Origin of the sequence: Embleya scabrispora (assembly GCF_002024165.1) — a bacterium.
Lineage (GTDB): Bacteria > Actinomycetota > Actinomycetes > Streptomycetales > Streptomycetaceae > Embleya > Embleya scabrispora_A.
Map to the genome: position 1 here is coordinate 384,712 of NZ_MWQN01000004.1, position 21,303 is coordinate 406,014.

At 71.3% G+C, this 21,303-nt stretch carries 18 protein-coding genes, 2 pseudogenes and 1 riboswitch; of the genes and pseudogenes, 3 read left to right on the plus strand and 17 right to left on the minus strand.

Annotated elements, in window-relative coordinates; genetic code table 11:
* Positions 1-84: 84 nt before the first annotated feature.
* The 6 genes from B4N89_RS42190 to B4N89_RS52290 form a co-directional block, all read right to left on the minus strand.
* The gene (locus B4N89_RS42190) at positions 85-471 is read right to left on the minus strand and encodes a nuclear transport factor 2 family protein (RefSeq protein ID WP_078981923.1); all 387 of its coding nucleotides are present in this window, start codon (positions 469-471) and stop codon (positions 85-87) included.
* Between the two features lie 35 nt (positions 472-506).
* The gene (locus tag B4N89_RS42195) at positions 507-1,952 is read right to left on the minus strand and encodes an aldehyde dehydrogenase family protein (RefSeq protein ID WP_078981924.1); all 1,446 of its coding nucleotides are present in this window, start codon (positions 1,950-1,952) and stop codon (positions 507-509) included.
* Between the two features lie 147 nt (positions 1,953-2,099).
* Positions 2,100-3,059 carry a helix-turn-helix domain-containing protein gene (locus B4N89_RS42200; RefSeq protein ID WP_078981925.1) on the minus strand — a complete coding sequence of 320 codons (960 nt, stop codon included), beginning with the start codon at positions 3,057-3,059 and terminating at the stop codon, positions 2,100-2,102.
* Between the two features lie 247 nt (positions 3,060-3,306).
* Complete coding sequence (locus B4N89_RS42205; protein WP_078981926.1) at positions 3,307-3,888, minus strand: snapalysin family zinc-dependent metalloprotease; 582 nt, start codon at positions 3,886-3,888, stop codon at positions 3,307-3,309.
* A 229-nt stretch (positions 3,889-4,117) separates the two neighbouring features.
* The gene (locus B4N89_RS42210) at positions 4,118-4,870 is read right to left on the minus strand and encodes a DUF4232 domain-containing protein (protein ID WP_078981927.1); all 753 of its coding nucleotides are present in this window, start codon (positions 4,868-4,870) and stop codon (positions 4,118-4,120) included.
* A gap of 403 nt (positions 4,871-5,273) precedes the next feature.
* A complete protein-coding gene (locus B4N89_RS52290; protein WP_321170757.1) occupies positions 5,274-6,566 on the minus strand; it encodes a glycosyl hydrolase family 28-related protein in 1,293 nt (430 codons plus the stop codon).
* 385 nt (positions 6,567-6,951) lie between these two features.
* On the opposite strand from B4N89_RS52290, the gene B4N89_RS42220 reads away from it, so the two are divergent.
* Together B4N89_RS42220 and B4N89_RS42225 are read left to right on the plus strand one after the other, a co-directional pair.
* Positions 6,952-7,458, plus strand: a complete 507-nt coding sequence (locus B4N89_RS42220; RefSeq protein WP_078982375.1) for a DinB family protein — start codon at positions 6,952-6,954, stop codon at positions 7,456-7,458.
* 110 nt (positions 7,459-7,568) lie between these two features.
* Positions 7,569-8,222, plus strand: coding sequence for a hypothetical protein (locus B4N89_RS42225; RefSeq protein WP_235619303.1), 654 nt, complete (start codon positions 7,569-7,571; stop codon positions 8,220-8,222).
* Positions 8,223-8,284: 62 nt separating this feature from the next.
* Here B4N89_RS42225 and B4N89_RS42230 read toward each other — a convergent pair.
* The 10 genes and pseudogenes from B4N89_RS42230 to B4N89_RS42270 all read right to left on the minus strand — a co-directional run.
* Positions 8,285-9,256: pseudogene (locus tag B4N89_RS42230) on the minus strand (DUF5937 family protein).
* Between the two features lie 184 nt (positions 9,257-9,440).
* Positions 9,441-9,854 carry a VOC family protein gene (locus B4N89_RS42235; protein WP_078981929.1) on the minus strand — a complete coding sequence of 138 codons (414 nt, stop codon included), beginning with the start codon at positions 9,852-9,854 and terminating at the stop codon, positions 9,441-9,443.
* A gap of 226 nt (positions 9,855-10,080) precedes the next feature.
* Positions 10,081-10,833: a (2Fe-2S) ferredoxin domain-containing protein gene (locus tag B4N89_RS42240; RefSeq protein ID WP_201261158.1), complete on the minus strand. Its 753-nt coding sequence runs from the start codon at positions 10,831-10,833 to the stop codon at positions 10,081-10,083.
* Positions 10,830-11,645: an ABC transporter ATP-binding protein gene (locus B4N89_RS42245; protein ID WP_235619304.1), complete on the minus strand. Its 816-nt coding sequence runs from the start codon at positions 11,643-11,645 to the stop codon at positions 10,830-10,832. Before B4N89_RS42245 ends, B4N89_RS42240 begins: the two co-directional genes overlap by 4 nt.
* On the minus strand, positions 11,642-12,724 hold the full coding sequence (locus B4N89_RS42250) for a FecCD family ABC transporter permease (protein ID WP_201261159.1): 1,083 nt from the start codon (positions 12,722-12,724) through the stop codon (positions 11,642-11,644). Before B4N89_RS42250 ends, B4N89_RS42245 begins: the two co-directional genes overlap by 4 nt.
* Positions 12,721-13,800, minus strand: coding sequence for an ABC transporter substrate-binding protein (locus B4N89_RS48435; protein WP_101897536.1), 1,080 nt, complete (start codon positions 13,798-13,800; stop codon positions 12,721-12,723). Before B4N89_RS48435 ends, B4N89_RS42250 begins: the two co-directional genes overlap by 4 nt.
* A gap of 18 nt (positions 13,801-13,818) precedes the next feature.
* A riboswitch (cobalamin riboswitch) is annotated at positions 13,819-14,033 on the minus strand.
* A 48-nt stretch (positions 14,034-14,081) separates the two neighbouring features.
* Positions 14,082-14,765 carry a response regulator transcription factor gene (locus B4N89_RS42255; RefSeq protein ID WP_078981931.1) on the minus strand — a complete coding sequence of 228 codons (684 nt, stop codon included), beginning with the start codon at positions 14,763-14,765 and terminating at the stop codon, positions 14,082-14,084.
* Positions 14,762-15,970: a sensor histidine kinase gene (locus tag B4N89_RS42260; RefSeq protein WP_078981932.1), complete on the minus strand. Its 1,209-nt coding sequence runs from the start codon at positions 15,968-15,970 to the stop codon at positions 14,762-14,764. Before B4N89_RS42260 ends, B4N89_RS42255 begins: the two co-directional genes overlap by 4 nt.
* A 2-nt stretch (positions 15,971-15,972) precedes the next feature.
* The gene (locus B4N89_RS42265) at positions 15,973-16,515 is read right to left on the minus strand and encodes a hypothetical protein (RefSeq protein WP_078981933.1); all 543 of its coding nucleotides are present in this window, start codon (positions 16,513-16,515) and stop codon (positions 15,973-15,975) included.
* A gap of 267 nt (positions 16,516-16,782) precedes the next feature.
* Positions 16,783-18,215, minus strand: a pseudogene (locus tag B4N89_RS42270) (glycosyl hydrolase family 18 protein); the annotation flags it as partial.
* A gap of 395 nt (positions 18,216-18,610) precedes the next feature.
* Here B4N89_RS42270 and B4N89_RS42275 point away from each other — a divergent pair.
* Positions 18,611-20,155, plus strand: coding sequence for an alpha/beta hydrolase (locus B4N89_RS42275; RefSeq protein ID WP_078981934.1), 1,545 nt, complete (start codon positions 18,611-18,613; stop codon positions 20,153-20,155).
* 220 nt (positions 20,156-20,375) lie between these two features.
* Here B4N89_RS42275 and B4N89_RS42280 read toward each other — a convergent pair whose 3' ends face one another.
* Positions 20,376-21,209: a S1 family peptidase gene (locus B4N89_RS42280; protein ID WP_078981935.1), complete on the minus strand. Its 834-nt coding sequence runs from the start codon at positions 21,207-21,209 to the stop codon at positions 20,376-20,378.
* Positions 21,210-21,303: the final 94 nt, after the last annotated feature.

A 21,303-nucleotide genomic window follows, 5' to 3' on the forward strand; every position in this document is an offset into this window, starting at 1 on the left:
AGGGGCCAGGGCGAAAGCCCCGGCCCCGACCGGGCGTCCGCGCCCGGGGCGTGCCCGTACTCCCCGCGGTTCACGGACGGGTCGTCAGGTGGCCGGGCTGTGGAACGTCTTGCCGGCGATCAGCCACCGCCCGTCCGTACGCACCAGGGAGAAGTGGTTGACGAAGTCGGCGCCCCGGTAGCCGTACTCCTCCAGCACCGCGACCGCGACCTCGCCGTTCACCTCGATGGAGCGGATTTCCCAGGAGTACCGCGCCGACCATCGCCGCTCGCCGGACTCGGCGGCCACCACCGCGCAGAACTCCTCGATGGGCGCGGAGACGAACCTTTCGCCGAGATACCCCCACATGCGGGCGTCGGGGTGGAAGACGGCCCGGACGGCGTCGGCGTCCCCGGCGGTCACCGCGCGCACATAGGAGCGGACGGCGGCGTGGACGCCGTCGTGATCGGGGTGGGTGTGGGAGGAGGTCATGTCGGTACCCGGCTTTCGTCGTCGAAGCGGCATGCTCAGCCGTGGTGCACCCAGACGCCCTTGGTTTCGGTGAACGCGTCGAGGGCGTACGAGCCCATCTCCCGCCCCCAGCCACTGCTGCGAAACCCGCCCCAGGGCGCCGCCGGATCGGGGACGGGGGGCATGTTCACGAACAGCGCGCCGGCCCGGATGCCGGCCGTCAGCCGGTGCGCGGTGCGCAGGTCCGCGGTCCACACCGCGGCGGCCAGCCCGTAGTCGGTGTCGTTGGCGCGGGCGATCAGTTCGTCCTCGTCGTCGTACGTGAGTATCGGCAACACCGGGCCGAACACCTCGTCGCGGGCGATGGACATGGCGTCGCCGACGCCCGCCAGTACGGTGGGCCGGTAGAAATTGCCCCGCGCCAGGTCGCCGCCCGCCCGAGCGCCACCGGTGACGACCTCGGCGCCCTCGGCGACGCCCGCGGCGACCATGGACTCCACCCGGTTCAGGTGCTCCTCGCTGACCAGGGGGCCGAGGTCGGTTCCGGCGGCCAGCCCCGGACCCAGCCGGAGCGCGGTGACGGCCGCGGCGAGCTTCTCGGTGAACTCCGCGGCGCGGGCGCGGTCCACGTAGAACCGGGAGTACGCCGCGCACACCTGGCCGCTGTTCAGCAGCGCGCCCCGGACGTTGCCCGCCACCGCGGCGTCGATGTCCGCGTCGCGGGCGATGATGCTGGGGGCTTTGCCGCCCAGTTCGAGCGTGACCCGCTTCAGGTCGTCGGCGCTCGTCCGGGCTATCTCCCGGCCCACCTCGGTGGAGCCGGTGAACGAGACCTTGTCCACTCCCCGGTGGGCGACCAGCGCCTGTCCGGTCCGCGGGCCGCCGGTGAGCAGGTTGACCACCCCGGCGGGCAGTCCCGCCTCCTGGCAGAGCCGGATCAGGTGCACCGAGGTGAGCGAGGTCTGCTCGGCGGGCTTCAGGATCACCGTATTGCCGCAGGCCAGCGCGGGGGCGATCTTCCAGGCCGCGATCATCAGCGGGAAGTTCCACGGGGTGATCAGCGCGCAGACGCCGACCGGTTCGCGCCGGGTGTAGTGCAGGGTGTCGGGGAAGGACACCGGGGCCACCGACCCCTCGATCTTGGTCACCCACCCCGCGTAGTAGCGGAAGTGCTCGGCGGCTCCCGCCACGCTCACCGCGCGCGCCACGCCCAGCGGCTGACCCTGGTCACGGGTCTCCAGTTCGGCCAACTCGGCGGCGTCGCGCTCGATCAGGTCGGCTATCCGCCACAGGAGGCGGGCCCGCTCGGCCGCGGTGATCCGCGTCCAGGCCGGATCGCCGAGGGCGGCCCTCGCCGCATCGACCGCGGCGTCCACGTCCGGCCGACCGGCCGCGGCGAGCCGGCCGAGCGGCGCACCGCTCGCCGGGTCGTGCGCGGGGAACTCCGCACCGTCCGCCGCCGCCGTCCACGCTCCGCCGATGAGAAGCCGGCCCTTCGGCATGCCGCCGCCCTGGTGTCACGGCGCGTCCGACGCGCGCCTCCCGGAGCGAGGATCCCCCTCCGGGGGCCCGGACTTCTTGTCTTTGGGCGCCCGGCACTTGTCCATGGGCGCCGGCCCGATCCCCGTTCCGGCCGCCCATGCGACGCCTCATCCGAGTGCCGCCGCGCGATACTCGCGCGGGCTGCATCCGTACGCGTGGCGGAACGTGCGGCTGAACCGGGCCGCGTCCGTCAGGCCCCAGCGGGCGGCGACGGCCCCGACCGGGCGTTCCCGGAGCGTGGGATCGCCCAGCTCGCGACGACAGCGCTCCAGTCGGCGATGCCGTATCCAGCCGGACACGGTCGTCCCCTGCTCCTGGAAGAGCCGATGCAGGTGGCGGGTGGAGACGTAGTGCGCGGCGGCCACTCGTTCCGGGCCCAGGCCGGGATCGCCGAGCCGGTCCTCGATATAGGCCTTGATCGTGGTGATCGACACCCCTCGGCCCGACCCGCCGCCGGACGCGACCGGGGCGAGCCGGGCCGTGACCAGACCGGCCACCAGATCGCTCACCGTGTCGGCCAGCCGGTGCCGCTCGGCCCCCTGGAACTCCGCCTGGTGCTGCGGGAGTTGCCGCAACACGCTCACCGCGAGGGCACCGAAGCCGCGCTGCCCGGACAGCCGCCGGGCGGTGGCCCGGTCCATCTCTCGCAACGGGACACGCAGCAGGGACCGCGGCAACATCACCACCAGTTGACGGTATTCGGCCTCGAAGGACAGGCGGTACGGGCGGGTGGTGTCGTATATCGCGAAGTCGCCGGCCGCGAGCGCCACTTCCCGGCCGTCCTGGCTCAGCACGCATCCCCCGGAGAGCTGGAGGCCCAGCTTGAAGTACTCGCCACCGGACGCCGTGATCAGGCGAGGGGTCCGGTATACGGCGTGAGCATCCGCCGAGACCTCGGTGATCTGTAGCGCGCCCAGCGCCATGGACCGCATCCGGCCCCGGAACGGCCGCCCGGCGCCGCGCGCCGGCTCGGCGCGCAGCGGGACGAAGGTGTCGGAGACGGCCGATCGCCAGTATTCGAAGCGCTCGGCGCCGCGCAGGCCGTCCGTCGTGAGCACGAATTCCATGTCACGCCAAGCCTTCCGGGATCTCGGTAGGCGGTCATTGTGTCCTCCGGCGGGTGTCGCGCGCCAGATCGGAGGAACATCGCCGGCCGAGGGCGGAGCGGCGTCGTGCCGGGCGGGGCGGCGGCGTACCGGGGGCACACCGGACACGGGGAAGTGGCCGCCCCGTACCGCACGGTGGTGCTCGTCCGACCCGCGACCGACGCGCGGGTCGGACGTTGCGATCGGCGGATGCGTTCGTTGTCGGATCTCAGGACACGTCGACCATCACCCGGCCGTCGGCCGGGATGTGCGCGGCGGCACGGCCGCCGTAGTTGTACTCGACCCGCGATCGCTCGGCCGCGTCGGGAACGGGGTTCCTACAGCCGACTCCCGCGCTGGAGCCCGACATCAGCTTGGAGCACGGACCCGGCTTGTTGTCGGGCAGGCCCAGGTTGTGGCCGATCTCATGGGCGGCTATCCGGGTCTTGTCGTAGCCCTGGTCGACCGCCTGGCTGCCGAGTTCCACCCACGACTGTCCACCCGGGCGGACCGGACCCAGGCTTGCCTGGGGCCAACCGTTGGTGGCGGTGATCCGAATCTGGGCCCGGGTGCCGGGCGGCGCCTTCATCAGCTTCACGCTGGTGACGTTCGCGTTCCAGGTGGCGACGCCGGCTGTGATGGCCGCCTCCCAGCCGGCGGCTCGGGAGTCGTCGTAGTAGAGGGTCGTCGCCGCCGAAACGCTGTCCGGAGCGGCGTTGGACGGCGCGGCCGCGGCTTGCTCCGCAGGCGCCATGACCATGGTGACGACCGCGGCGGTCCCGAGTGCCGCGAACCATTTGGGCTGGGGCATGAGCGTCCTTCCTCGACGTGTGCATGGCGGGGAAAGCACAGGTCCCTCGGATGTCGGCGACCTGTCGACTCGTTTCATCGTTGGGAGTATGTGCGTGCTCGTCGGTTCCCAGACATACCAGCCGGCCATAACATCCGCGCAGGCGTCGACATGAGAAGGAACCGCCCACCGCACAGCCGAGCGCCGGCCCCCGAATCGGGGGCCGGCGGGTTCCTGCGGGTCGTGCGGGTCAGCCGCCCTGGCCGGCGCTGCCGATGGGGCCGACGTCGACCGGGGAGCCGGCGCCGTCGATGACCGGCAGGGTGGGCGTGCCGGGCCAGTTCAGCGTGATGGTCTTGGTCTCCCCGGGCGGGGTGACCTCGAGGCCGGTGATCTTGACGCCGTAGGGGCCGGTGGCGCCGCTGGGGTAGGTGACCCCGAAGGACACCGACGTGCCGCTCTTCAGGGTGAACGGGGCGGCCGGGTCGCCGACGCGCTTCGCGGACAGGGGGCCCTTCGCCGTCTGGAGGTCCACGCCCGCGAACCCGGACATCGTGCAGTTGTGGCCGATGTTCTCGAACGTCACCGCGACGGTGAGTGCGTCGTCGCCGCCGATCGTGGCGTCCTGTGCGGTGGCCCGCAGATCGTCGGTGCGGCACTTGCCGATCGAGCCGTCGCCACCGGCGCCACCGCCTCCGCCGCCGGTGGTCGCGCCCTGCCCGCCGGCGCTCTTCCCGGCGGAGTCCTTCCCGGAGGAGACCTTCCCGGCGGGTTCGGTCGCGCCGGCGCTCCCGCTGCCTCCCGCGCTACCTCCCGCGCTGCCGCCTGTGTTGCCGCCGGGGGCCGCCGCAGCGGGCGGTGCGGCCGGCGGCGCGACGGGTGAGGAGCCCTGTGCGGCCCCCGACTTCGAGTTCGAGTCCGATCCCTGGCACGCCGTCATCGACATCGCGCCGCCGAGGACGGCTGCGGAGACGAGGAGGGCGGTGCGACGGTTGCGGAACATGAACGACCCCTTGATAGCTGGTGGTTGGAGCCGAAACCCGCTCGGCTCCCCGGTGCCTGCCCAACCACCATGGCGGGTCCGCCGCCTCTGGCGATACCCGAGTCGTCGCACCACGACACCGTCGTCACCGACCGGTGACAAGGTCACGAGAGGGAACGACGGCCACCTCGATCCACCCGCCCGACACCCCGGCAATACCACGTTCGCCCAGGTCACAGCCGACACGCCGCGACCCGACGGATGGTGTTACACGCGTCCCGCGGCCTGCGGCGCAGTGGCCGCCCCCATCGTCGGCGCGGTAACACACGCCGCCGGTCACTCGCGTCCCCCCGACCGTCGGCCCGACGGCGCCGCTTCGATACGAGATCACCGGGCGTCCGGGGTGTCGGGGCCACCGGCAGGCTCATGCCCGCAGTTCGGTCCAGGTCCAGGTGCCGCCGACGCGTACGTACAGGCGCTTGTCGGTGGTGTCGACGGCCATCGTGCCGTCGAGCGGGGGGTATTGGAACGACGCGTCGGAGACCGGGCCCGCGACCAGGCGCAGCGGTGGGTTGGGCTGGTTGCGGGTGGGGATGGCGCCACTGGCCTGTCCGCCGGTGTTGCCGTAGGAGTTCTCGACGCGGAAGTCGCCGGTCGAACTCTGTTCGTAGTAGATGTGCGTGCCGGCGGGCTTGGTGCCGTACAGGCCGTTGACGTTGCGCAGGACGCCGGTCTGGCCCTTGGCCGAGTACAGGATGACGCCGGAGTTGACGGTCGTCGTCGTGCCGCACGCGATGAGGGTGTCCTCCAGCGCGCTCGCGGAGGGGGCCCAGTCGATGATGTTCTGCGGAGTGCCGTATCCGGTGGCGAAGTTGCCCGCGTACGCGTAGATGTTGCGGGCGAACACGTGTCGGCAGGACGCGTCGACCCTGAAGTGTGGTCCACCCTTCATCGCGGACGTCTCGAACTTGCAGTCGGTGATGTGGATTCCGTTGGGGTTGCTGGTTCCCGCGGTGCCCTGGGTGACCCACAGTGCGCCGGTGCCGAAGTTCTCCAGGCGGCAGCCGGTCAGGTGGACCTGATTGACGTTGTCGGTGCCGTAGCCCCATTCCCGGGGGTTCGCGGTGGAGGAGTTCCGCAGCCAGACGTTGGGGTGTCGACTGCTGTCCGCGGGACCCGTGCAGGATTCCACGACCATGTCGTGGAATCGCGAGTCCCACAGTTCGACGGCGTCGACGGCGATGTCCGCGTTGCTCGTCAGGTAGACGTCGCGGATGTGGGTGTTGTTGTTGTAGTAGAGCTCGAGCAGCAGGCCCGTCCTGCCGTTTCCGTTGAGGCCGAGGTTCTCGATCGCGCAGTAGCGGCGGTGTGTGGTGCCTTTCGCGTCGAGTGAGGGGCCGGTGCCGGAGATCCGCAGGAGGATGCCGTCGGTTTTCTTGACGAGCATGGCGGCCTTGCTGCCGGCGCCGACCAGGCGTACGCCGTCGCCGTTCACGGACAGCGCGGCGGCGGGTTTGCCGGCAACGGGCACCGGGGCCACGAGGTATCGGCCGGCGGGGAAGTAGACCGTGCCGCCCGCTCGCGCCGCGGCGTCGATCGCGGACTGGACGGCTGCGGTGTCGTCCGCGACGCCGTCGCCGATCGCGCCGTGTGCCTTGACGTCGTACCAGTCCGCGGCGTTGCCCGCCGCGGTCGCCGGGGCCGATGTCGTCGCCACGAGCCCGACCCCCACCGCTGTCGCCGTCACCGCACCGGTCAGGAACGCCCGACGGCCTCCGGCTCCCCGCCGCCCTGTCATGTCCTTGCCATCCCGCTGTCGCGCTCTTTCGTCGGACGAGTGCTCGCCGTTCATTGCCGTCCCCCCGTGGAAGCGCCGGACGGGAGATCGCCCGGCTTCGGTGGATGATGCCAGGGCGCGTTCTCTCCCGTCGGCTTCGCGTGAATCGACCACGCGGCGCCCGCGCGTATCGGACACATCGCCGTCGGGTCGACGTCGTCCCGGCGTCGGGGAACGAGACGCCGGGTCTTCACCGGGGCGGAGCAGGTGGGGTCCGTCGATAAATGCCTCGACAGCGGGCGCGGTGTTGGGGATGCTTCGCACGATGACCACAATCAACGACACGCCGCCCGCATGGGACGAGCGCACCCAGCTCACCACGTTCCTCGACTACGCACGGGGCACCGCCCGCGCCAAGTGCGACGGCATCTCCGCGGAGAACGCCCGCAAAGCGCTCCTGCCGGGATCGCCGCTGATGACCGTGAGCGGGTTGGTCAACCACCTCCGCTGGACCGAGTACTACTGGTTCCAGGTGGTCTTCCTCGGCGAGGAGGACCGGGCCCCGATGACGGACGAGGACCCCGACCGCGAGATGCGTATCGCCGTCGACTTCCCGCTCACGGAGTTGCTCGACACGTATGCCGAACAGAGCGCCCGCTACCGCGAACTGGTCGCCGCGAACGAGCTGGACACTCGGGCGGTGGGAACCATCCGCGACGGCCTCCACGTCGACCTGCGCTGGATCCTCCTCCATCTCACCGAAGAGACGGCCCGCCACAACGGTCATCTGGACATCCTGCGCGAGATGCTCGACGGCAGGACCGGCAAGTAGAGCGGCCCACGACACGGCAGTGCGCAGGACGGCTGGAGACACCTTTGCGGGACGGCTTTTCCGATGGGTTCCTGACGCGCCTGGCCCACGAGACACATCCGGTGGACCTGATGTGTCTGTATCTGTTCCATGGTTCGCTCGATCGTATCCCCGGTCTGTTGGTCGATCGCGAGGTGCTGTCGTTCGAGCATCTGAGTCGGCATGTGCGTGCGGTGGACCGCGCCGGGCATGACGACGCGGACATGTTCTCGCTCTCCGTCAGGAGGAAGGTCCGCGGGCGGCTGTACGGCTTGGAGTTCAGAATCTACTTCGTCGCCGGTGAGCCCTATGCCGACGCGGTGGTTCCGTTCGGGGCGTCCGTCGAGTTGCCCCGGTTCGTGCACCACCTTCGCGGCCGCTACGGCGCGGGGGCGGCGCCTGGCGACTGGGACTTCGACGTGTACACCGACGTGCGTGATCTCCGGGAGAGTGTCGTGCTGTTCGGCAACGGGCGCGAGGTCTGGTTCCAGGTCAACCGCGGCCCGGTGGTGGCCGGCGGGTCCAGGTCGACCCCTTGGCACCGGGGCCGGTTGGTGACCGGCCGTCTGCACGGCAACCGGTTCGGAACGAGTACCCGACCGCACGCGGGCGGAGTGTTGTTCCCCGACCGCCTCGCCGCCGTCGACGACGCCTCGGCCGAGGCGAGGGCCTATCGGCGGTACCTGGCCGGGTTGCGCGATCCGCTCCCCTCGCGGCCGCCGTCCACTCGGCCATTCGGCGAATAGGCGGCGGCCGTTCGACGTACGCATCCGGCCCCGTCACGGACCCCGGGGCGTGTTCGGCGGGCTCAGCGCGGCATCGCCGCCATCAGATCCGTGCCGAGAGCCGCCGTCGCGGAGGTGTCGAGGTCGTACAGCACGTACCGGCCGCGCCGTCGCGTGCTCAGCAGGCCCGCCTCGCGCAGGACCGCCAGGCGCCGGGAGACCTCGGGCGCGCTCAGGTCCCAGGCCGAGGCCAACTCGCCCGTGGTGTGCGAACCCCGCGCGAGCGTCCGTACCAGGCGCAGCCGGACCGGATGCGACAGGGCTTCGAGCCGCAGTCGCACCAGTTCCATCGCCACCGGCTCGGGGAACGCCCGGTCGCCGCCCACGACCGGGTACTGCACGACGGGACGCCATCCCCGCGCGTGCACCACGACCAGGTGCGGATCGCCGAACACCGTGGGCAGGAAGGTCACCCCGTCGCCGCGCGCGCCGGTCGTGTTGTCCTGGAGCTTGTCGATCACGATGCGCTGTCGCCGCTCGTCCAGTGCCACCGCCCCGGAGATCGAGGCCAACGTTTCGGCCACGCCGCGCCGGGCCATGAGGTCGGCCCGCAGGCACAGATCCGCGGCGAGCCGAGGGGCCACCCGCTGTCACTCCGCGCCGAAGAACGACGCCTCGCACTCCTCGAGCATGCGCCGCACGCGGGTCCGCAGCAACATGCGGTCGGTACCGCAGGTCGCGACCAACGCCGTCGACATGTAGGTGTCCTGGTCGAGCCGGTCGACCCGGTCCAACTCGTCCGCCAGGGTCGCGCCCGGGCGGCCCGGCAGCAGGAAGTCCGCGCGCGAGGAGCGCCACAGGAACTCCGCCTCGAGCAGTTGCCCGGCCGGCTCCGGCCGCAGCGCCGACCGGGTCTCGGCCGCCCGGACGCGGTGTGCCGGGTGGTGCGCGGGCTCGGCGAGCACGTGCAACGTCGCGGTCGGCTCCGCGAGGGGCGAGAGCGCGAACAGCAGGCGCTCGGGCGGCACTCCGGCGATGTCGATGGTCAGACTCACAGCGGGATCATCGCAGGTTCCCGGCCCGGGGCCCGCGTCGATGGACGACGACCGTCAATCGCGACGACCGCCCGCGGCGGGCGGACCGGCGGACGCTCGGGTGTCGAACCGGGGCGGCTCGGGGCCCGGGGCGGCGCGGCGTGTGCCGCGCAGCCCCGGACGCCGGTGCGGCCGGCGGTCGCGACTACTCGGCGTAGGGCTGGTCGGTTCCCTGGGCGCTGTAGCCGAGACTCCAGATGTAGCCGTCCGGGTCGGCGAAGGTGCCGCCGTAGCCGCCCCACGGGAGAGCACCGGCGGGGTTGAGGATCGTGGCGCCGGCCTTGCGGGCCTCCGCCATGATCTCGTCGACGCGTGCCTCGCTGCGGACGACGTAGGTCAGAACCAGCCCGCTGAAGCCGCTGCCCTCCGGGTCCGTGCCCACCTGGCCGGCCAGGCCCTCGCGAGCGTAGAACCCGACCGGCGACGCGCCGTCCGATGCGAAGAACACCGAGATGCCGTAGTCGTTCTCGATCTTCCAACCGAGCCCTTCGGTGTAGAACTCCTTGGCCCGGTCCATGTCACGGACACCGAGAAGAATCGAGCTGACGTGCGCCTTCATGACTTGCCCCTTGCACAGTGGATGTGTACCCGCGGGGCATCCGGACTGTGGCCCGGATGCCCCGCGGTTGCCATGACCATCACGCTAGGGGCAGCACGGCGGCCGGGGCTTCTCGAATCCTGCTCGGTACCGACGTCGCTCTTCGGCTGCCGTCCCTCGCTCCGCCTCGCGTGGCGGGCGCTGTCGTCGAGCACGGGACGGTGCTCGTCGACGGGTCGCGGGCGGGTCAGTCCTCCGACCGGTTCGCCGGTTCCTTCCTGTGCCGCGGGAGGCGATGCGTCGTGATCGGCCGGCCGCCGATCAGGTGGTCGGCCACGATCGCGCCGATCGTCGCCGGGTCCACGTGCCCGTACCAGACGTCGTCGGGCTGCACGCTGATCACGGGGGCCTGGTTGCAGGGGAACTGGCACCCCGTCTGCGTGACGAGGACGTCGTCGTCGCCGAGCCCGTGCTCCGTGAGTCGGCGGATCAGCGCAACCTGGGTGTCGTCCGCGCCCTTGGCCGTGCAGCGCGGTCCGCGGCACACCATCACCTGGTGCCGGTGGGTGGTGACCTCCTCCCAGGCCGGAGAGGTGAGACCGGGTTCCTCCCCGGTGATCGGTTTGACGGTCGTCGCAACCTCGGCCACCGCGTCCGCGGATTCGGCGAGCCGCGTGGCAACCAGCAGCGCGGGACGATGGCCGGTGCGCTCGCGCCACCAGTACGCCGCGATCCGCCGCAGCCAGGAGTGTCCGGGGCCGGATGCCCCCAGGCGGACCCCGATCAGGACGACGGCCTGCGCGCCCGCGTCGGCCAGCCTGGTCAACTCGGCCGACAGGGACGGCTCGCCCTGCTGCAGGAACGCCGTCGTGGCGCCCGACGGCACGGCGGCCGCGAGCAGTTCGGCCCGCCGATCGGCCTCCGTGACGGACATCCCGACCAGGACCGTCACACCGCCCGCGACAGGCCCGTCGAGGGCTCGCGCACCTTCTCCACTCATGACTCGACCCCTTCGGTAAGCAAGCCGTTCCATCGAATGTGCGGTCGGGAATGCAGGGGATGGCGCTCCACGGTCGCGTCGACGCCGTAGACGCGCGCGATCGTGGCGGAGGTGAGCACTTCGGCGACGGGCCCATGCGCCACCAGTCGGCCGTCGAGCAGCACGGCGACGTCGTCGCAGTAGGCGGCGGCGAGTTCGAGGTCGTGCAGGGCCGCGACGGTGGTGATGCCGAGCCCGCGCACGGTTTCGAGGAAGCCGAGTTGGTAGCGCAGGTCGAGGTGGTTGGTGGGCTCGTCCAGCAGCAGCACCTCCGGTTCCTGGACCAGGGCGCGCGCGAGTTGCACGCGCTGGCGCTCGCCGCCGGACAGGGACGACCAGGTCCTGTCGAGCAGCGCGCCGACATCGGTGGCGGAGGCGGCCTCGGCGAGCACGGCATCCTCGTGGGCGCTCGCGAGGCCCGGCAGCACGGGCCACCGGCCGCGGTGCGGCGTGCGCCCCAGATCGATGACCTGGCGGGCCGTCAGCGGCAGCGCGGTGTCGGCCTGCTGCTCCATGAAGGCCACCCTGCGCGCGCGTCGGCGGGCCGTGAGGCCGTACAGGTCGTCGCCGTCGAGGAGGACTCGGCCCGTCTGCGGCCGGCGCAGACCGGCCAGGACCCGTAGCAGCGTCGTCTTGCCGGCACCGTTCGGCCCGAGCAGGCCCGTCACCCGGCCGAGGGCGAAGCCGACCGTCACGTCCGTCAACAATGTGGCGCCGTCGACGCGCACGCCTACGTTCTCGGCGGCCGGCCCCGCCCGGTTCGCGTTGATCACGACCGACTCCCCCCGGCCGACCTGCCTGCCGCCTGGCGCCACAACAACCATGCGAAGAACGGCGCTCCGAGCCCGGCGGTGACGACGCCGACGGGGATCTCCTGCTCCGGGAGCACCGAGCGCGCCACGATGTCGCTGCCCACGAGCAGCGACGCGCCCACGAGTGCGGACATCGGCAGCAGGAGGGCGTGGCGCGGACCGCACACCAGGCGGACCACGTGCGGCACGACCAGACCCACGAACCCGATGACGCCGGTATTGGCCACCAGACACGCGGTCACCAGCGCCGCCGCGGCGATCAGGGCCCAGCGGGTCCGTTCGACGTGCACGCCGACGGAACGGGCCGCGGTCTCGCCGAACGCGAACGCGTCGAGGTCCCGGGCGGCCGCGCCCATCGCCACCGTGCCGAGGACGGCCACCGCGACCAGGAAGACGGCCGTGTTCCACCGCACCCCGGCCACCGAACCCAGCGTCCACTCCATGACGCCGCGAGCGGCGTTGCGGTCGCCGAGGACGAGCACGACGAACGAGGTGTACGCGCCGCACAACTGCCCCACCGCGATGCCGGCCAGCACGGTTCGCGAGGCCGGCAGGGTCCGGCTGTGCGCCCCGGCCAGGGTCAGCACGACGAGGACGGCGAGCAGGGCACCGACGAAGGCGGCGGCCGGGAGCGCGCCGATTCCCGCGGTGCCGGAGACCCCTACACCGAGGACGATCACGGTGACCGCGCCGACGGCGGCGCCGTTGGAGATCCCGAGCAGGTAGGGGTCGGCCAGGTCGTTGCCGGTCAGGGTCTGCAACACGGCCCCGCACACCGCGAGTCCCGCGCCGGTCGCGGCGGCCCCCAGGACGCGCGGCAGCCGAAGTTGCCAGACGATCTGATCGTCCAACGGCGTGACGTCGGAGCCACCGAGGCCCAGTCGGCGCAGCACCACGTCGGCCACGACGTGCGGCGGCTCGTGCACCGATCCCACGGCGAGGCCGAGCACAACGGTGGACAGCAGCAGCACTGCGGCGACGGCCAGGGCCACCGCCGCACGACTCGCGCCGGCGAGTCGTGCGGCGGGACGAGCGGTCACGGACGCGGAGTCAGGTTGCCCAGGCCGGCCGAGACCCGGACGGCACCGTCGGCGAGTTGCACGCCGGGGGTCGACTCGGAGAACGGCACGACCACGTACGCACGGCGTTGGACGGCCTTGAGCTTGCTCAGCACGGGGTCGTGTTCGAGATAGTCGATCTTGGATTGTGCGGTGTCCCACCCGGCGTCCGCGAGCACGATGGCGTCCGGGTCCGCCGCGACCACCTGCTCCCAACTCGTGCTCTTCCAGCCACCGGGCAGCGTGTCGAAGACGTTGCGGGCGCCGACGGCGTCGAGCACGAGCTGGGGTCCGCCGTGGCCCGCGCCGACGTAGGGGGTCTTGGTATCCGAGTCGTACCAGAGCACCTTCAGGCCCTTGCCCGTCGACTTGGCGGTGACTTCGGCCAGTTGCCGCTGCTGCGTGTCCCGGATGGCGGCGGCACGCGGTGCGACGCCGAACAGCTCGGCGACATCGCCCAGTTCGTCCCATACCGCCTGGAAGGAGGGCGACGCCGACTGCTTGCCGTCGGCGCAACCCAGCGGCGACAGGTAGGTGGTGATGCCCTGGGAACCCAGTTCGTCCCGCGTGCCCGCCACCTTGTCGGTGAACGCGCTGGAGTAGGAGGCGTAGAGGAAGTCCGGGCGCGCCGCGAGGAGTTTCTCCTTGGACGGGTACTTCTCGGAGAGCACCGGGACGGTGTCGTAGGCCGTCTTCCATCGCGCCGGGACCGCGTCGTCGAGGTACGCCGTTCCGGCCATCCGGGTCTGCAGGTCGAGGGCCAGGGCGACTTCGGTGGCGCCCTGGTTGAGGGTGACCAGCCGGGCCGGCGGTGCCGTCACGGTGGTGGTGACGCCGCACCTGTTCACGCTCACCGGTGTCGGGTGGCTGCTCCCCGCCGCCGCGACGGGCTTGTCGGCCTCGGGCGCGCCCGTGCAGGCGCCGAGCGCGCCGACGAGCAGGAGCGCCACGGCGGCGAGACCGGAGCGGGTGGAGCGTATGGGGCGCACGGAGTGCGGGGCGCCCGCCGGAGGTATGGAACGTTCGGCTCGAAACGGGCGCAGGGCAGCGCGGGGCATGTGTTCTCCAACCCTCGTGGAACATGTCGCGCCGTGGCCGGTCTCCTGGCTTCCGCATCGACGCTCCGCGGCCGGCCTTCCCGGTTGGCTCGTTCCCGATCCATCCAGTGACCCCGACCGCCTGGGGAGCGGTCGGCGAGGGCTGCGGAACTCCGCGGCTACAGTGGCGAGGGCCGCGCCGGCATTCGACCGGCTTCCCGTACACCACGGCGGCCACAGGCTACCAAACCGCTCGTCGCGTCTCGCCGGCGCTCGACGCGGCGGCCGGAGCCGGAACCGCGTTACAGACCCGCCGCGATGGCTCGGCGCACCGCGTCGGCGCGGTCGCGAATGCCGGCTTTGGCGAAAAGGTTGTTGATGTGGGTCTTGACGGTGGCCTCGCTGATGAAGAGTTTCTCGGCGATGGCCCGGTTGGGCAGGCCTTGGCCGATGAGCGCGAGGACTTCGCGTTCACGGGGTGTTATGTCGTCGGGGAGGTTGTCTTTCGGCGTCGTGGCCCGGGTGCGGACGGTGGCGAGCAGCCGGTCCTGGACCTCGCGGTCGAGCACGGACTGGCCCGCGGCGGCGGCCCGGATCGCGCGGACGATGTCCTGGCGGCCCGCGTTCTTGGTCAGGTAGCCGCGCGCACCCGCGCTCAGCGCGGCCAGGATCGAGTCGTCGTCGGCGAAGGTGGTCAGGACGACGACGGCCACCCCGGGGTGTTCCTCGGTCAGTCGCCGGGTCGCCTCGATGCCGTCGGTCCGGGGCATGCGCAGGTCCATGAGCACCACGTCCACCGGGCCCGCGGCCGCGGCGGCGAGCACCTCGTCCCCGTCCGCGGCGGCCGCGACGACGTCTATGTCCTCGGCGAGCGCGAGCACGGCCGCCAGCGGTTCGCGGATGGCGGCCTGGTCGTCGGCCACCACCACCCGCAGCCGCCGGGTCGCGTCGGCCGATCGCGGGTCGTGCCCTGTGGTGTCGTTCATTCCGGGATCACCGCCTCCACCTGCCAGCCGCCTCGTTCCGGTCCTTCGGTGATCGGTCCGGCCGTGAGGGTTCCGTCCACCATGGCGATGCGTTCGCGCATGCCGATCAGTCCCATGCCGCCGCCGGGCCCGGCCGCCTCCAAGGTGGCGGGGCCGTTGCGGATCCGCAGTGTGATCGACGCGGCTGCGAACGTCACCTCCACCCGCACATCGCCGCCGGGGGCGTGCCGGGCGGCGTTGGTCAGCGCCTCCTGGGCGATCCGCAGCAGGTGCTGGACCGTCCGGGCGGGTGGTTCGCGTACGGTGCCGCCGACGGTGAGCGCGTCCCGGTGGCCCGACGACTCGACCATGGCGGTCAGGCTCGCCATGAGCGGCAGCGCGTCCTCGCGCAGCGCGTGGACGGTCCATTGGGCCTGCTTCAGGCTCTCTTTCACCAGACTGTGCGCCTTGTCGTTGGCTTCGCGAACCTTGGCCAGGTCGCCCGTGTCGAGGAGGGCGTCGACGAGTTCGAGTTGCATGTTGATGCCGGCCAGCGAGTGTGCGAGGACGTCGTGCACGTCCCGGGCGATCCGGCTGCGCTCGGCCAGTGCGGCCGTGCGGGCCTCGGCGCGGGCGGCGCGCTCGGCGGATTCGGCGGATTCGATCACGGCCTCCACCGCCCGCTGTCGACTGCGGCTGATGATCCCCATCACCACCGGCAGGGTGGTGGACAATCCCAGGCCCCAGGGCAACGCCTCGTGGCCCGGGCCGAGATGCAGGTACAGCACGCCACCGCAGAGCAGCCCGCCCAGCACCGCGAGCGGGGCCGCCTGCGCAAGCGGCAGGCGGTAGCCGATGTGGCCGACGAGGAAGTACGCGAACAGATAGCTCGTACCGCCGCGGGCGGTGCCGACCAGGGCGGCCGCCGCCACGAGGCCCAGCACCATCCATACCACGCCCACGCGTGGGGGGACCCTGTCCTCGGGGACGTTGCGGCCCAGCAGGAACAGGGAGTTGAGCGCGATGAGGACGACGACGGCCAGACCGCGACCGCTGGAGCCCACCGGGCGGATCGTCGCGATGCCCACGGCGATGACGCCGAGGCTGACGACCCACTGCACCCGGGGATCGTGGCGTGCCGTCGCTCGCGGGCCGGACTCCCGTCCCCGGGCCGACCCGGGGACGGGAACACTCTCGGATACGGGCACGGCGCGACCATATCCCATGGTCAGAGCGCGTGGTCGAGGGACGACACGGGACGCGCCACCGCGGTCACCGGTTGCCGGGCGGCCACCATCCGGCTCCGTACGAAGATCGTGGCCACCCGCGTGACGACCTCGGTCACCGCCATCAGCACGAACGCCGCGACCCATGCCCGACCCGAGGTGATGTCGTGGTCGAGGCTGAAGCGGGCGACGTGGTCGGCACCGCCGTGGTCGACCCATACCTGGAAGCCCATCCGCGCCCCCATGCCCAGCACCCACAACACCGCCGAGACGGCGCCGGCCTTGATCAGCAGATGCCCGCCGGCGGAGCGGATCCGGGTGAAGACGCCACCCGCCACGCCGAGCGCCGCGCCGATCGCCACCAACGTGCCGATGAGCACCGTGTCGTTGCCTGCGGTGGGGATCGTGTGGAGGTACTTGAACCCTACGAAGGCCACGATCCCCAGGGGGATGAGGAAGGTCTTGCGGTCCAGTCGCTCTTCCCGCATCTGCCGGAAGACGATGAGAACGAGGATGATGTCGGTGATCCAGTCCGTGGTGTTCATGTCCCCAGACTGTCGCCGTCGCCTTTCCCGCACCTGGACCCACGGGTGGAACATCGGGTGGAGCCGCGGGTGGAGCCGAGGAGGAGCCCCCGTGAAGGCCGACTACGGAGCGTGTTCGCCCGGCGTCGGACCGGCGTGGTCGCGGGGCGTCGTCCGCGTCGTCGCTCCGTCGACGGCGAACGGCGTCGGGCGGGTGACGCGGGCCTGGTCCCGCGGTCGCGGCCGGCCCCGATCGATCCGGCCGCGACCTTGCTCGGGCGGGGTGGGCTATCCCAGTCCGCCGTTGAGGGCTGCGGCGAGTTCGCCGTTCTCGGTGTCGCCGCTCAGTTCCCAGAAGAAGGCACCGCCCAGCTTCTGTTCCTTGGCCCACTTCGTCTTGACCGCGAGGCTGGCCGGGGTGTCGTAGCCCCACCATTCGTCGCCGCAGTGACCGTACGAGGTGCCGCCGGCCAGGCCGGTGGCGGGACAACGCACCTTGAGCGCGCGGTAGCTGCCGTCACCCGACGCGGGCGCGGTCGCGGTGCCGCCCGGTTCGTTCCGGGTCACGCCCGTCCAGCCGTGGCCGTAGAAGGGAATGCCGAGCAGCAGCTTCTTCGCGGGTACGCCCTTCGTCCGGAGCTTGGCGATCGCGTCGGCCGAGTTGAAGTTCGGCACGGGGATGCCCGGGTACGACGTCAGCGGCGAGTGCGGGGCGGTCGGGCCCTGCGCCATCCACGGACCGAAGAAGTCGTACGTCATCACGTTGTACCAGTCCACGGCCCCCGAGGCGCCGCCGTAGTCGGCGACGTCGAGCTTGCCGCCCGGGGCGGCGTCGGCCGTGATGGCGGCGGTGACCAGGTTGCCGGCGCCGAAGCGGGCGCGGGTGGCGTCCAGCAGGGTCTTGATCGACCCGAAGCCGCTCGCGTCACAGGTCAGGCCGCACGCGTTCGGGTATTCCCAGTCCAGGTCGATGCCGTCGAACACGTCGGCCCAGCGCGGGTCTTCGACCACGCTGTGGCACGACTCGGCGAACGCGGCCGGGTTCTGCACGGCCTCGGTGAAGCCTCCGGACCAGGTCCAGCCGCCGAACGAGTAGAGGATCTTGAGGTTCGGGTACTTCTTCTTCAGCTCGCGCAACTGGTTGAAGTGGCCCTTCAGCGGCTGCTCCGCGGTGTCGGCGACACCGTCGACGCTGTCGGCGGCGGAGTAGGGCTTCTGGTAGTCGGCCCAGGGATCGCCGACCACGCACTTGCCGCCCACGACGTTGCCGAACGCGTAGTTGATGTGGGTGATGTTGCGGGCCGTGCCGGACGTGTCGATGTTCTTGGCCAGGTAGGGGCCCCAGTTGGTGAAGTAGCCCAGTTTGACCTTCGCTTCTCCGCTGGTGCGCACCTTCGCGGGGAGCTTGCGGGACCGACCTGATCCCTCGTGTCGCGCGCGACGACGGTGTAGGTGTAGCCGGTTCCGGTGTTGAGGCCGCGGTCGACGTAGGACGTGTGCCGAACGGTGGCGACCTTGACGCCGTCGCGCAGCACGTCGTAGTTCCGCACGCCCCGGTCGTCCCTGGCCGCGCGCCAGGACAGTTTGACCGAGGTATCGGTGACGTGGCTCGCGTGCGGCCTGCCCGGGGCGGTCGGCGGTCGGTCCCGGCTCCAACCGGAGGTCTGGTCGGACGTCTCCGCGCCGCCGGTGCCCTCGGCATGGGCCGGCCCGGTCAGGCCGACCAGTGCGCCCAGGGGCAACAGCAGGGCCGCGAGCAGAGCGACGAGCATACGACCGCGCCTGGTGCCCGGCCGATCGGGGTCTCGCGTGTGCGTGACGGGTCGTGCGGTGCCTGTGCTCAAGGGAACTCCTCGAACTCGGTCCGAACGTACGGGGAGACTGCGTCGCCACGCAGGCGTGTCGAAAGCTGCGACACACCCCGTCGCGGCTGCATGAGCCTAGGAAGGGTCCGAACCGCCGGTCAATGGTCTGTACCAGATTGGTCTGGACCAGACTTTCGCGACTCCGATCGTGAACTCCGGCCGCGGGCCGCGGAATCGCCCGATCGCACCATGCTCGATTCGAGGGCTTCGGGGGCTGTCGTGATGGCCTGCGGTTCCCTATGGTCTAGACCATGCTGAAACGTTCGGGCACGATGCTGTGTGCGGCGGTGGTGCTTGCCTTGGCGTCCACTCTCGTGTCGGCGGTCCCCGCCGGCGCGGCCATGTCGGTGCCGGCTCCGGTCTGGGGAGACTGTCCGCCCTCGGCCTTCGGCCCCGCGGATCCACGATTGAGATGCACGACCGTACAGGTCCCCCTCGACTACCGGGCGCCGTCGGGGCGCAGGATCGACATCGCCGTCTCCCGACTGTCGACGGCGAAGCCGGGACTGCGCCGCGGCGTGCTGGTACACAACGGCGGCGGTCCCGGTGTGCCGAGTCTGCATCTGCCCGAACTGTGGTCGAACTACTACCCCCGGGAGGTTCTGGATCGATACGACCTGGTCGGTTTCGACCCCCGCGGGCTCGGCCGCAGTACGCCCATCACGTGCGGACGCACCGCCGACCGGGTCCCCCACGAACGGGTGATCCCGTTCCCCGGCCCGGACGGGGCGATCACGGCCAATGTACGGTTCGCCCGCGAGTTGGCGCGCGACTGCCTGGCCAACGGCGGCGAGGTGTTGCGGCACGTGACCACCGCGAATACCGCGCGGGACCTGGACCGCATCAGGATCGCCCTCGGCGAGCGCAAGATCTCGTATCGAAGCGCGTCGTACGGCAGTTACCTGGGAGCGGTCTACTCCGAGCTGTTTCCCGAGCGCACCGATCGCATCGTGCTGGACGCGAGTTCGGACCCCAACAGCACCTGGCACGAGCGATGGGCCGACTGGGATCGCGGATTCGACGTGCGGTTCGGGGACTTCGCCTCCTGGGCCGCCGAACGCGCGGCCGTCCTGGGCCTCGGTGACGACCCGGCCGCGGTGCGTGCGAACTATCTCGAACTGGCCGAGCGCCTGGACCGATCGCCGGTGACACACCCGGTCGCCGGCCCCGTCGACGGCGCGTTCTTCCGCTCCGTCTGGCAGCTGAACGCCTATCACACGCTGCAATTCCCGGAATTCGCCGCGTGGTTCAGGTTCCTCCGCCAGGGCGGGCCCGCGCCCCGATGGGCTCCGCCCCCGACCACGCCGGGCGTACCCGAGGACAACGAAGTCGCGGTGCTGTTGGCGGTGACCTGCGGCGACACCCGCGTGCCCCGCGACGTCGCCCGCTATCGGCGCGAAGTCACGGCGAGCCGCGCCCGGTTCCCCATCCTGGGCGGTGCGGGCGCGAACATCCAACCCTGCGCGTTCTGGCCGGACCCGGTCGGGAAAGCGGTGCGGGTGACCGACCGGGGGCCGGCGAACATCCTGCTGTTGCAGACGCTTCGCGATCCGGCCACGCCCTACGCGGGTGCGCTGGGCATGCGCAGGGCCCTGGGCGACCGGGCCCGCATGATCACGGTGGACGGCGGCAACCACGGCGGCTACGACCCGGAGGCCCCGTCGTGCGCGCTGCGCGAGGCCGATCGATTCCTGGCCACGGGGACCCGACCTTCGCGCGACCTGTTCTGTCGCCCGGATCCCCCCACCGCCTCGAGCCCGACGGCCCACGATCCTCGACGGCTCGAACGGCTCTGATCCGGACCCGGTCAACCGCTGCCGGGCCGGCAGGGGCGAACGCCGATCACGGGCCCGGTCCTCCCGACGAGGTGCGCCGCGTGCCCGCATGTGTGCGTGGCTTCGCCTTTCGGCACGCGCGCCGGTCGAGAAGGGTGACGGGGCCGCGGGAAACGCGCGACCCCGTTCCCTTCGGTGACGCGTCATCGGGCGGGAACGTGGCGTTCCCCGGGGGCAGGCGTCAGGGTTTGGGCAGGGTGCAGCCCGGCAGGTTCAGGTCGACCTTGTTGCCGATACCTATGCAGGGCACGACGATGTACGTCTCCTGGGCGTAGTTGATGCCCTGACGGATGGTCACGTTGCCGTTCTCGTCGACCTCACACGGGTTGTTCTCCGTGCAGCGGGCGCCATCCTCGTTACCCGTGTTGTTGACGGCGACCACCTTGCCTGTCGTCGTGTCGATCACCGGAGAGCCTGACGTACCGCCGATGGTGTTGCAGGACGACGTGTAGCGCACCGAGTCCCGCCAGGTCCAGTCGGCCTCCTTGAGGCGATAGACGAAGCCGTCCACGTTGCAGCTGTAGATCCGCTTCCAATACCCGGAGACCACCTTGATCGCCGAACCGGCCACGGGGTGGCGGTCGTTGAGGGTCAGCGCACTGATCCCGTACGACCTCTGGATCTGCGCGTAGGTCTGGGTGAGTTCGTAGATCGAGATGTCCGTGTCGGTCATCGTGGCGTACGAGACCTTGTGGGCCCGCAGGGTGGCGACCCTGGAACCGGAGGCGCCGAGCAGCGAGAAGGTGCGGGACGACGGCTGGTCGGTGATGACCTCACCGGCACCGGGGAATCCGGTCTCGAGGCAGTGGCCGTTGGAGAGGACGAGCGCGGGGTCGCCCGGCTGCGAGCCGGGCATCCGGATCACGGACCCCGAACAGTTGCTCAGCGCTACCGTACCGGCGAAGTTGACCGCCTTGACGGTGGCCGGCGGGGCGCCGACGGCGGATGTCGTGCCCACGGCCGTGAACAGCAGGGCACAGACGGCGCCGAGTGCGCCGACGAGGGACTTCTTCATGTGAGGTTCCCCTTTTGAGGGTGGGGACGATGAAGGAGCACAATTGTGTGGTGCATGCGCATTGTTGAGGCTCCGGCACCCAGGAGACAAGTAA